Here is a 12,466-nt window from a genome sequence, read left to right as displayed (position 1 = left end):
CATAGCTGTATTTTCTTACCATATAATCTCCTTATATGGCTTGTCCAACTTTTTTGGGTAAGTTCATAAATATAGATATTTTAATATTTTATAAAAATTTATTAAATGAATATTAAAAAGAATAATCATTATTATTGATAAGTTCAATAGTATTATTATCTAATTTTTCTAGTATAAATGTATTTTTTGTTTTAACATTTATACTATCGCCTGGTGTATCCAGATTAATATCTTTTCTATTATAAATTACTTCTATTTTAACAGTTTTTTCATCTTGTTTTGTAATCATATGGTTATCATCTGAGTGTTTATATGCTGTAACAGATATATCATTATTTACTGAATCATAATAATATTCTTCTATTTCATTACCCTTTAAATCATCAGATGGGGCAAAAGTAATATACTGGTATTTATAAGTTAAATATTTATATGCTATGCCCTTTGCTGCCTGTATTTTTATCTTTAAAGAAATTTGATTATTAAATACATATATGACTGCATTATCAGTTAATAAATTAATTTCCGTAGATTCATCACATTGATTTTTTCCATTTTTATTGATAATATCAGGGAAAAGCTCCTTAGCTTTCTGGCAGTTATTAGTAACATAATAATCATTATATGTATTAAGCAGTTCTGCATTACTAACAATATTTCCCCTTGTAAATTCTGAACCAAAAAATGTGACCTTATATGTGCCTGAAAAACCTTGAAATTTATCTGGAATATTATTAAATGGTGGAAAATCTGCATTAAATAATGATGTTTCTTCCAAACATCCTGTAAATAAATACAAAAATACTGCAATACTAAATAATAAAAATATTTTTTTCATTAATTTTTCCTATCATAAGTTTATTATTTATAAAATACTAAAATAGTATATATTTAACCCGTCATTTTATATTTTACAATGTATTATTAAAAATACATAAAAATATAGAACTGCTGCAATATTAATATATTTCCATAATAAACATCCAATTATAAATTTTATATAAAAGCATTAAAACTTTTCTGTTAGTAAAATAATTATGATTATAATATAATTTCAGTTTGTTAAAAACCAAGATATGCAGCTTTTACACTTTCATTATCCATTAAATTGCATGCTTTATCTTCCATTACTATATTGCCTGTTTCCATTACATAGCCTCTATGAGCAATAGAAAGAGCAAGTGTTGCATTCTGCTCTACAAGTAATACTGTTGTGCCCTGCTCATTAATCTTTTGAACAATATTAAAAATATCCTGCACAAATATAGGTGCTAACCCTAAAGAAGGCTCATCCATTAATAATAATTTTGGTTTACTCATTAATGCTCTTGCAATTGCCAGCATCTGCTGTTCGCCACCAGATAATGTGCCGCCAAGCTGACTAAAACGCTCTGCAAGGCGTGGAAAAAATGTTGTAACTTTTTCTATATCTTCTTTTATGCCTTGCTTATCTTTTCTTAAAAAAGCACCTAATTTAAGGTTTTCCATAACTGTTAAGTTTGGAAATATTTCCCTGCCTTCTGGCACTTGAATAAGCCCGCTTTCAACAATTTTATCTGTAGGCATGTGAGTAATATCTACCCCATTAAATTCAATACTTCCTGAAATAGAGCGGACTAACCCGGATATAGTGTTTAATGTTGTGCTTTTTCCTGCACCATTAGCACCAATAATAGTTACAATTTCCCCTTGATTTACTACTAAATCTATACCTTTAAGTGCATATATACTGCCATATTTAGTCTGGATAGAATTAAGTTTTAACATATTATTCCCCCTTTCCTAAATATGCTTTAATAACAGCAGGATTATTCCTTATTTCTTCAGCTGTGCCTTCAGCAATCTTCTGACCATAATCAAACACAACAATTCTATCTGATATACCCATAACAAGCTTCATATCATGCTCAATTAAAAATATTGACTTATTTAAATTATTTTTAATATTTCTAATATTTTCCATAAGCCCTGCCGTTTCTGACGGATTTAAACCTGCAGCAGGCTCATCTAATAAAAGTAAATCTGCACCTGTTGCAATAGCACGGCATATTTCAAGCTCTCTTTGTTTACCATAAGATAAATTTTCTGCTCTCTGGTCTTTATACTCTGCTAAATTTGCATATTTTAAATATTCAACAGCCTGTTCTCTTGTATTTTCAAATTCTTTTTTACCTGCACCAAACGGTAATAAAGATGAGAAAAAGTTTATTTTTCGCCTGTGGTCCATAGCAAGCATAATATTTTCAAGCACTGTCAACTGTTTAAAAAGCCTGATATTTTGAAATGTTCTTGCAATACCCAGATTAGTAATCTGATGTGGTTTATATTTTTTTAAATTTTTACCTTTATATAATATATCACCGCTTGTTGCAGTATATACACCTGTAATTAAGTTAAAAGTAGAAGTTTTGCCTGCACCGTTTGGACCTATAAGGCTTAAAATTTCATTATTTTTCATTTTAAAGTTTACATCGCTTACTGCCTTTAAGCCGCCAAATGTTAATGATACATTTTGTAATTCTAATATTGTATTATCTGACATATCATACCACCAACTCTACACATTTACTCTAATACTGCCAAAAAGTCCTCTTGGGCGAAATACCATCATAAATATTAAAACAATACCATACATTATCATTCTATATTCCTGAGCAAATCTTAATAATTCTGGTATAGCTGTTAAAACTGTTGTGCCAGCAATAACACCAACAATACTGCCCATACCACCTAAAACAAGCATACAAAGCATTTCAATAGAACGCATAAATCCAAAATCTCCCGGGCTTATTACTGTCATATAGCTTGCATATAAAGCACCGCCAAGCCCTGCAAATGCTGAGCCTATTGCAAATGATAATATTTTATGGCGGGCAATATCTATACCCATCATTTGAGATGCGACTTCATCTTCTCTGATACTTCTAAGAGCAAGTCCAAATTTTGAGCGTTCTAATGCTATCATAAATAATGTAGCAAGCACTACAAGGCAAAGCACTAATATAAGATTAGTATTGCCCGGAATGCCACCTAAACTTGTTGAAAGCAGTTTTTCTGATCCATGAATAGTTACTTTTAAATTTAAAATTACAACACGGACTATCTCACAAAAACCAAGTGTAGCAATAGCAAGATAATCACCGCGAAGTCTGAGTATTGGTATACCAAATAAACCGCCTATTAAACCTGCCATTAATGTAGCAATAACTAATGCTGCACCAAAAGGAACACCTAGCATTAACATTAAAAGAGCTGATGTATATGCACCAATACTGAAAAATGCAGAATGTCCTAAAGAAAGCTGTCCAGTAACACCAGTAATTAAATTAAGCCCTAAAACTGTAATAATATTAATACCAGAAAATATTAATATATTAACAATATCTATACTCATATTACACCTTCTCTTTCATTGTTTTGCCAAATATACCTGTTGGCTTGATTATAAGAATAAGTATTAATATACCAAAAGCTATTGCATCTTTATAAGATGATGATAAAAATGCAATACCAACAACTTCTGCAATACCTAAAATAATGCCGCCAACAACAGCACCGGGAATACTGCCTATACCGCCTAATACTGCAGCAACAAAGGCTTTTAAACCATACATCATACCAATATTTGGGCTTACTGACTGATAATATGTGCCGACAAGCACACCTGCAACCCCTGCTAATGCTGAGCCTATTACAAATGTCATAGCAATAACTTTATCAGGGTTTATACCCATAAGCCTTGCAGCATTTAAATTATATGATACAGCTCGCATAGAAAGCCCAAATTTTGTTTTATGGATAATATAAAATAATATTCCCATTAAAATAAATGAAAATGCAATAATAAATATTTGTAATGAAGAAACACTAAATGAACCAATATTAATAGTGCCTGTAAAAAATCCCATTCTATAAGGCTGGTCACTTGTGCCTCTTAAAAGCATTACCATATTTGAAAGTATCATAGACATACCAATAGCACTTATTAAGGCATTAATACGAGAATTGCCGCCTGCATTTGTTGATTTTACTCTGCTGACTACAAGCCAGTAAACAAGCAGAACAAAAGCAAATGATAAAAATACCATAATCTCTATATCAAAATACCATGCAAGATATGCTAATATAACAAGTGCTGTAACATATAAAACAGTATAAAATATAATTTTTTGGTTAATATTTTCTTTATTTAAAGATTTAATATTATTGCCTGCATATCTAATATAAGCAAATGATAAGATAGATAACATACCAAGAATAACAAGAAATAATAGTGCTGTATCCATTTGAAAGCTGCCTTTTCCAAAAACTGCTGCAAATATAATAAAAGCAAGCCCTACAGCTGAGCCTATAATCGTTTTAGGCGAACCTTCTCTTAATGGTCTGTATGCAACACGCTCAACAAAAATCCCCAGCAGACCGCAGAAAATAATAGATGATAATATAGCCGCTATCAACTTATATTCTGAAATAAATGCACCAACAGATGATGCTAAAAATGTGCCGATAAATAAATCTGTAATTAAAGTGATAGCAAAAAAGCCTGCAAAAGCACCTATCATAAAAATATCACCATGTGCAAAATTAATTAACTTGATGATACCATAAACCATAGTATAACCAAGAGCAATAAGTGCATAAATGCCGCCCACAGTTAAACCATTTAAAAGCTGCTGAATTATTTCCACAATACTAATTCCCCATATTTCATATTATTTGGTATTTTTATAAGCGATTATTTTATCATAAAAAATAAAAAAAATACAGTGATTTTTAACATTTTTTTTCATAAAAAGTTTTAAAAAAATGTCTGAAAAGGTTTAACACCCTTTCAGACAACATTAAAATTGAAATAAATTGAACAATATAAATAGTTTACAGCACTACTTACCTGTGATTTCTTTTACCACATCTTCAGCACTGTATCCATAAGGTCTGCTGATTACAGATTTATAATCATCTCCCATTGTTATAAGCGGCTTTTCTTCTTCACCTGATTTACATGTTAAAGGGAAACCTGCAGCTGCCATTAATGCATTACATAAGCATTTTCTGCCCCTTGTATTTTCTTCTCTGCCGCCCTTTTTTACATACATTTCAACAGGCTCTGCTGCACACCTGTAACCTATTGAGCCATCATCTTTTTCATATGCTGTGCGTAAATATCCAAGGTTGCATACACGCTGTCTTTTATTATATATTTCATTATCTGATAAAGAACCTGCAATATCTGCCACTTTAAATGGAAACCCTGTTGGAGAAGCAAGCGGGTCTGTTTTTATATTAATACTATCAGACGAAATTACTTTCTGCTTTATATCATCAGTAAAGCCTGCTTCTTTTGTAAAAGCAAAAACTGTTCCTGCCTGAATACCTGCTGCACCTGCTGCTAATGCCTTTTTAAGCCCTTCTTTTGTGCCGTAAGAGCCTGCAAGCCAGAAAGGGACATTTAATTCTTTTACTTTTTCTAAATCTACAATATCTTTTTCGCCATATAATGGCTCGCCATTTTCATTAAATACGCCTGATACTCTTGGTGGAGCATTATGACCGCCAGCCTGATGACCTTCTATAATAAAACCGTCTGGTGATACTGGTGATTTTTTCATTAAAGTAGCTGCTAAAATATTTGATGAAATAATAGCAAGAAATTTAGGGCGTTTTAATTTTAAATTAGAAAGACCAAACCTTGATGGGTCAAAAACCATTTTTTTAGGCTCTTTTGCATTTTCCACATTACATGTATATTCTACTTTTTCATGCCTTGTAAGTTTTTCTATAACAGCAGGTATCTCTTTTGGAATACCTGCACCCATAATAATATAATCAATACCTGCAAGCAAAGCACCATATATTCCTGCTAAATTAGGAAACTGTATCTTTTCTAAAAAATTTATGCCAACAATGCCTTTATGACCTTCTTTTGCTAAAAATATTTCTGAAAAATTAGCAGTAACTATTTCATTTTCTTTTTCCTGACTCATATTAAGTGACGGCATAGTAAATTTAAACATCTGCTTAATTTTATTATTAGTGTTATAAAACTTATCTATCATCTGCTGACCTATTTCTTTAACAGGAAAGTTATTTAAACTTCTTCTAACATTCCCTAAAATATCACCATAATGAAGACGCATAGCCATTACTGCATCAATTGCTGTGCCAGAAACAACACCAAGCTGACCAGCCATAGAAACAGCCTTTGCAAGATGATAGCTGCTTACTGCTATACCCATACCACCTTGAATAATTAATGGATAACTACTCATTTTTACCTCGTTTCTATATTTATTCTTCTCCTGTAAAATATTTCACACCGGCTTCAAATAAACGCTGGTTCATATTGCCATAATTATTGTTAATATGAACACCATTACCAAAACGCTCACTGTGCCCCATTTTGCCTAACGCTCTGCCGCATGGCGAACAGATACCCTCTATCGCCATTACAGAGCCGTTAGGATTATACGGAGAATCCATTGTAATATTTCCTGCTAAATCAGTATACTGGAACAATACCTGACCATTTTCAAAAAGTTTGTCAATCAATTTCTGCGGAGCTGTAAACCTGCCCTCGCCATGTGATACGGGAACAATATCTATTTCACCTATATTTCTTAAATTCATCCATGGTGAATTAAGAGATGTTACTCTTGTATGCACCATTTGAGAAACATGTCTGCCTATTGTATTAAAAGAAAGAGTTGCATCTTCTTCACTTAAATCACAAATATGACCATAAGTTAATATACCTGTTTTAATTAATGCCTGAAAACCGTTGCATATACCTATAATCAAGCCGTCTCTCTTATTAATTAAATCATCAACAGCCTTTCTTACTTTATCATTTTTCAAAACTGATACATAAAATTTACCAGAACCCTCAGGCTCATCCCCTGCACTAAATCCACCGGGAAGAACTAATATTTGTGATTTATTTACTAATTCTGCAAACTCATTACATGATGAATAAGCATCTTCTACACACATATTTCTAAAAATAAATGGCTCAACAGTGCGGCTGCCAGCATGCTCAAAAATACGCTTAGTATCATATTCACAATTTGTTCCGGGTAAAGCAAGCACTGTCACCTGTGGTTTAATAATAACTTTTGCTTTTTTCAAACTGCTTCTCTGCAAATAATCCTGCGGTTTAATGATGATACTTTCACCAGACACTTTACTTGGAAAAATATGCTCTAATGGACTTTGCCACAACACAAGAGCATCTGCTAATGAAACTTTTTCATTATTATATGATAATTCCTGATTATGATTTAACTCTGCAATTTCTGTAATATTATTAATGCCTTTAATATCATAGCTTTTTTTAGTCTGTATTAAAAAACTGCCGTAAAATGGGAATGATAATTCATTAAGTGAGATATTTTTAATATTAAGACCTGCCATATTACCAAAAGCCATTTTTACAAGTGCTTCTATAACACCGCCGTTTGTAACAGTATGCACTGTTTTTACAACCTTATCTGCAATTAATTTTTCTAATGTTTTTAAGTTTTCTTTAAATGCTTTAATATCTAATAAATCATCACTTGAAAGTGGAGTTTTTAATAAATATACATTTCCGCCGTCTAACTCTATCTGGTTAGTTACTATATTTGATAAATCAGCTGGAGCTGCTGCAAAAGATATCAGCGTAGGCGGAACATTTATTTCTCTGCCTGTATCACTGTCTTTAAATGTGCCAGACATACTGTCTTTACCGCCTATTGCTGCAAGTCCTAAATCATACTGAACCTTTAATGCTCCAAGTAATGCAGCTGCTGGTTTGCCCCAGCGTTTTTCATCCTGCATAAGCCTTTCAAAATATTCCTGAAATGAAAGGCGGATATCTTCAAGTCTGCCACCTGCTGATGCAATTTTTGCAACAGATTCCACAACTGCAAAATAAGCACCATGAAATGGGCTCCACTCCATAATAAATGGATTATAACCTGAAGCCATAATAGAAACAGTTGTTGTATCCCCACTTTGCACTGGTATTTTTGCAACCATACTTTGAGCAGGTGTATTGCCAGTTTTACCGCCAAATGGTGTTACAACACTTGATGCTCCGATAGTAGAGTCAAACATTTCTACCAGCCCTTTTTGAGAGCATACATTTAAATCTGATAATGTATTTTCAACAAGCTCTTTAAATGAGCCGCATTTTTTATTTTCTATATAGTTTGTTTTTTCAGGGCTTGAAATATATGCTTTTTGGTATCTTGCTACCCCTGCAGAATCAAGAAATTCTCTTGATATATCTACTATTATTTTCCCATCATGCACCATTTTAAGCCTTTTGCTGTCAGTAACTTTTGCAACAAGAGTTGCTTCTAAATTTTCTTTGCGGCACTCGTTTATAAAGCTTTCTAAATCAGCTGCATCAATAACAACAGCCATACGCTCCTGAGATTCTGAAAGTGCTGTTTCTGTGCCTGTCAAACCTTCATATTTTTTTGGCACTTTATTTAAGTCTATCTCTAACCCATCAGCAAGTTCGCCTATTGCAACAGCAACTCCACCTGCTCCAAAATCGTTGCATTTTTTAATCATTGCAGAAACATTTTCTTTTCTGAAAAGCCGTTGTATTTTATGTTCTTCTGGTGCATTACCTTTCTGCACTTCTGCTCCGCATATTTCAATAGATGATGCATCATGCTCTTTTGATGAGCCTGTTGCACCACCTACCCCATCTCTGCCAGTTCTGCCACCAAGAAGTATAATTAAATCATTAACACTTGGGCTTTCTCTTCGGACTGCTTTTTTAGGGCATGCACCTATTACTGCACCAGTTTCAAGCCTTTTAGCAGTAAATCCATTATGATAAAATTCCTGAACATATCCTGTTGTAAGCCCTATTTGGTTGCCATAAGATGAAAAGCCTTTTGCAGCATCCTGAACTATTTTTCTCTGTGGCAGTTTTTTGCCTTTTAAGTAATCGTCCACTGGCATTCTAGGGTCTGCACCACCAGTAATACGCATAGACTGATATACATAAGCTCTGCCAGAAAGCGGGTCACGGATTGCACCGCCTACACAAGTTGCAGCACCACCAAATGGCTCAATTTCTGTAGGGTGGTTATGAGTTTCATTTTTAAACTGTAAAAGCCATGGCTCTTTTCTACCATCTATATTTACATCTATCTCAATAGAGCATGCATTATTTTCTTCACTTTCTTCTAAATTATTCAACAGCCCTTTTCTTTTTGCATCTTTTGCACCAATTACTGCCATATCCATTAAAGAAACAGGCTTGTTTTTAATACTTTCCCCATATATTTCTTTACGCATAGTATAGTATTTTTCTAATACTTCATTGAATAATCGGCTGTATTTTCCGTCTTCTATTTTAATATCTTCTAAAATAGTATTAAATGTGGTATGTCTGCAATGGTCAGACCAGTATGTATCAAGCAGCTTTAACTCTGTTTCAGTCGGGTTTCTTTTTTCCTGATTTTTAAAATAATTTTGAGAAAACTTAATATCATCAATATTCATAGCAAGCCCCATGGATAATATTAAACCATTAAGCTCGCTTTCATTCATATTTATAAAACCATCTACTTCTTTTACAGGTGCAGGCTCTGGCATAATTAATGCAAGAGTTTCTGGCTTTAATTCTAAAGCAATTCTCTGGTCAATAGTATTAACTAAAATACTAATAACTTTTTTAACATCATCATCACTAATACTGCCTTCTAACACATAAGTTTTAGCACATCTTACAGTTACTTTTTCAGCCCCTGTCATAACTTTTATACACTGCTCTGCACTGTCTGACCTTTGGTCATACTGACCGGGCAGATACTCCACAGAAAAATATTTACTGCTGCCAAAAGGATATGTTTCTAAATATATATCATCAACCATAGGCTCAGAAAATACAGTATTAAGAGTTTCCTTTAACTGTTCATCATTTAAGCCTTCCACATCATATCTATTTAATATAGTAAGTTTTTCAAGCCCTGAAATTGATTCATCATTTTTAAGCATATTAAAAAGCCTTAATGCTTCAACAGCATGCTCATTTCTTTTTGTAACATAGATACGATTGACAGCCATAATATATACTCCCAATATTATTTAATAATATTTTCAGCATTTTTTTAAAAAAGGTATTATAATGATATTTTTATTTTTTTTCAAATAGAAAATAAAAATAACAGGTATTTTTATAAATTATAAAAACAATTTTTAATTTATTGAATTATATAACATGCAGATATAAAATGAAATCATATTCAGAGTGATAAGGCTAAGTAAATAAATTTATATTTTCTTAAAAAATACATCCCTGTATTTTTTAAAACACGCTTGGTAGCAGTAAATGCCCCTTCGCTTACTTTCAGACGGGACTTCCTGTCCCTACACTAGTCATACTGAGCTTGATTTTTAAGCGAAGTATCTGCAATTAGATAATTTAAATATATTATACACTGCTGTAATATAAATAATCTAGATTTTTCACCTTGAAAAACAGGCTCAAAATAACTGCAATAAGTGATAATTTTGCATTTATACATTTGATATAATGCTTAAAATAAATAAGAATATTATCTTTGAACTTTAAACTGCATTGTAATTTGTGCAAAATCTTCCCTGTTTTCAATAATTGCATCAAACTTCATACGGCTTACATAGTCAGAAGCTAATTTTTCCACATCTATGGAACTGCGTGTAATAAAAATAATATTAAATGTATTCCCTGCCTTATCTATATTAAAGCGGACTGTAACTTTTGTATCATTTGCAAGGGCAAAAACAGGGTCTGGCGGAAGATAAACAACCTTTCTGTTTCCTGCTGGTGCAATATCAAAATTATAAATATTACCTTTTACAGCATCTTCTGCCTTTACTGTTTCTTTCTGCACTTCACTCGCAATACTATTTTCTACCTGCATTTCTTTTTGTGCTTCACTTAAAGATGAAAGTTCTTTTGATATATCAATATTTTTTTTGTTTTCTGCTGTTTCTAATTGCTTGTTAATATTTGGTTTTGGCACATCAGGCACAGCTATTTCTGGCAGAGTTTTATTTGGTGTAAGCGGCACATTAATATCTGGAAGCACAAGTGGGTCATCTGCACCTTGCGGACGGAAAGGTTTTTCCTGTATTTTATTATTTTCTACCTGCTGTTTTGCATCTGCCGCCTTTTTAGTTTCCACACTGGCAGTTTCTTTTTTTACTTCTTTTTTAGGCTCCTGCTTCACATCTTTTTTTGTTTCAGCCTTTTTCTCTACAGGTTTTGGCTTTGGTTTCTTCTGTTTTTCTGGCTGTTCTTTTTTCTGCTCTAATGTTTTATAGTCCACAATAGATACTGGTATTACTTCCTTTTTTTCCAGTTTTTTTTCAGATAAAGGAACAGCAAGTAAACCTAAATGAACAGCAAGTGATACAACTAATAAAACAGCAAGTAAACGCACAGCCTATTTTACTTCCTCAGTAGCTATTGCAAACCTTGTATAATCTGCACTTTTTGCCTTATCTATTACAAATACTACTTTACCATGGAGAGATTTTTCATCTGCTTCTATAACTATAAGTGCTTCAGGATTTACATCTTTTAATACTTTCAGTTTGCTTTCAAGTTCTTCATCTTTTACAGCTTCACCATCTAAAAATAAAGCACCAGTGCTGTCAACAGCTATGCGGATATTTTTCTTTTCCTCCACTGCCTCGCCTTTTGCTTTTGGTAAATCCACCTTAATAGATGATGGTGTAACAAATGATGTAGTTACTGCAAAAAATATAAGCAGAATAAAGACTACATCAATTAGTGAAGTAATATTAATCATAATATTTGTATCTTTTTTTTCATTACGAAAACGCATATACTAACCTAAATATTATTATTCATGTTCTTTAAAAAGCAGGTTCATTACTTCTGATGATGCTTTTTCTAATGCCACCCCTATTGCATCTGCTCTGGCTTTTGCAATAAAATAAAAAATTTGTGCTGGAATAGCAACAACAAGCCCGGCAGCAGTAGTAAGCAGAGCTTCTGCAATACCTGATGATAATGCTTCTGCATTTCCTGTGCCCTGCAATGCTATTACATCAAATATTTTAATCATACCTAAAACTGTGCCTAAAAGACCAAGCAGTGGTGCAATAGCAACAATAGTCTGTAATGATGGCAGAAATTTATCTAACTTTGCTGCCTCATTTCTGCCAGATTCTTCTGCCACTTCTAAAAGCCTTGATAATGGTAAATCAGTATTAGTTATAATAGTTTCAGATATTCTTGCAAGAGCTGATTTATCAGCTTTACATACTTCTACTGCTTCATTTATATTTCTCTTTTTTAAAAGACTAACAAGCTGTTCATAAAATGCTTTAGGGACATATTTTTCTTTACGAAGACTAATAAGTCTTTCTAAAAACACTGCCAAAGCTATAACAGAAAGTAATATGATGGGATACATTGTAATACCACCTTTCTGTATTAATTCCCACATCT

The 12,466-nt window shown here is 32.6% G+C and carries 10 protein-coding genes and 1 pseudogene; all 11 read right to left on the bottom strand.

The window, feature by feature from the left end; genetic code table 11:
• Positions 1–112: 112 nt before the first annotated feature.
• Positions 113–838: a hypothetical protein gene (locus N508_RS10475; protein ID WP_023276651.1), complete on the bottom strand. Its 726-nt coding sequence runs from the start codon at positions 836–838 to the stop codon at positions 113–115.
• 224 nt (positions 839–1,062) lie between these two features.
• Positions 1,063–1,767, bottom strand: a complete 705-nt coding sequence (locus N508_RS10470) for an ABC transporter ATP-binding protein (protein WP_023276650.1) — start codon at positions 1,765–1,767, stop codon at positions 1,063–1,065.
• Between the two features lies 1 nt (position 1,768).
• Entirely contained in the window at positions 1,769–2,542 is a 774-nt protein-coding gene (locus N508_RS10465; RefSeq protein WP_023276649.1) for an ABC transporter ATP-binding protein, read from the bottom strand.
• A gap of 15 nt (positions 2,543–2,557) precedes the next feature.
• Positions 2,558–3,394 carry a branched-chain amino acid ABC transporter permease gene (locus N508_RS10460; RefSeq protein ID WP_023276648.1) on the bottom strand — a complete coding sequence of 279 codons (837 nt, stop codon included), beginning with the start codon at positions 3,392–3,394 and terminating at the stop codon, positions 2,558–2,560.
• Between the two features lies 1 nt (position 3,395).
• The gene (locus N508_RS10455; RefSeq protein ID WP_433962230.1) at positions 3,396–4,250 is read right to left on the bottom strand and encodes a branched-chain amino acid ABC transporter permease; all 855 of its coding nucleotides are present in this window, start codon (positions 4,248–4,250) and stop codon (positions 3,396–3,398) included.
• A 279-nt stretch (positions 4,251–4,529) separates the two neighbouring features.
• A pseudogene (locus tag N508_RS11015) lies at positions 4,530–4,613 on the bottom strand (hypothetical protein); the annotation flags it as partial.
• A gap of 270 nt (positions 4,614–4,883) precedes the next feature.
• A complete protein-coding gene (locus tag N508_RS10450) occupies positions 4,884–6,269 on the bottom strand; it encodes a nitronate monooxygenase (protein WP_023276646.1) in 1,386 nt (461 codons plus the stop codon).
• A 19-nt stretch (positions 6,270–6,288) separates the two neighbouring features.
• A complete protein-coding gene (locus tag N508_RS10445) occupies positions 6,289–10,068 on the bottom strand; it encodes a phosphoribosylformylglycinamidine synthase (protein WP_023276645.1) in 3,780 nt (1,259 codons plus the stop codon).
• Positions 10,069–10,559: 491 nt separating this feature from the next.
• The gene (locus N508_RS10440) at positions 10,560–11,429 is read right to left on the bottom strand and encodes a hypothetical protein (RefSeq protein ID WP_023276644.1); all 870 of its coding nucleotides are present in this window, start codon (positions 11,427–11,429) and stop codon (positions 10,560–10,562) included.
• A 3-nt stretch (positions 11,430–11,432) separates the two neighbouring features.
• Positions 11,433–11,837, bottom strand: a complete 405-nt coding sequence (locus tag N508_RS10435; RefSeq protein WP_023276643.1) for an ExbD/TolR family protein — start codon at positions 11,835–11,837, stop codon at positions 11,433–11,435.
• Positions 11,838–11,855: 18 nt separating this feature from the next.
• The gene (locus tag N508_RS10430; RefSeq protein WP_023276642.1) at positions 11,856–12,464 is read right to left on the bottom strand and encodes a MotA/TolQ/ExbB proton channel family protein; all 609 of its coding nucleotides are present in this window, start codon (positions 12,462–12,464) and stop codon (positions 11,856–11,858) included.
• Positions 12,465–12,466 lie beyond the last annotated feature (2 nt).

It is taken from the genome of Mucispirillum schaedleri ASF457, from assembly GCF_000487995.2.
In the GTDB taxonomy this organism is placed as follows: domain Bacteria; phylum Chrysiogenota; class Deferribacteres; order Deferribacterales; family Mucispirillaceae; genus Mucispirillum; species Mucispirillum schaedleri.
The sequence above is the reverse complement of the archived record's forward strand: the minus strand, read 5'-3'. Positions and strand labels throughout refer to the sequence as shown.

Excerpts from the sequence above, each read along its gene's own strand:
- N508_RS10475 (WP_023276651.1), bottom strand. The coding sequence starts at position 838 with ATGAAAAAAATATTTTTATTATTTAGTATTGCAGTATTTTTGTATTTA.
- N508_RS10470 (WP_023276650.1), bottom strand. The coding sequence starts at position 1,767 with ATGTTAAAACTTAATTCTATCCAGACTAAATATGGCAGTATATATGCA.
- N508_RS10465 (WP_023276649.1), bottom strand. The coding sequence starts at position 2,542 with ATGTCAGATAATACAATATTAGAATTACAAAATGTATCATTAACATTT.
- N508_RS10460 (WP_023276648.1), bottom strand. The coding sequence starts at position 3,394 with ATGAGTATAGATATTGTTAATATATTAATATTTTCTGGTATTAATATT.
- N508_RS10455 (WP_433962230.1), bottom strand. The coding sequence starts at position 4,250 with ATGTTATCTATCTTATCATTTGCTTATATTAGATATGCAGGCAATAAT.
- N508_RS10450 (WP_023276646.1), bottom strand. The coding sequence starts at position 6,269 with ATGAGTAGTTATCCATTAATTATTCAAGGTGGTATGGGTATAGCAGTA.
- N508_RS10445 (WP_023276645.1), bottom strand. The coding sequence starts at position 10,068 with ATGGCTGTCAATCGTATCTATGTTACAAAAAGAAATGAGCATGCTGTT.
- N508_RS10435 (WP_023276643.1), bottom strand. The coding sequence starts at position 11,837 with ATGCGTTTTCGTAATGAAAAAAAAGATACAAATATTATGATTAATATT.
- N508_RS10430 (WP_023276642.1), bottom strand. The coding sequence starts at position 12,464 with ATGTGGGAATTAATACAGAAAGGTGGTATTACAATGTATCCCATCATA.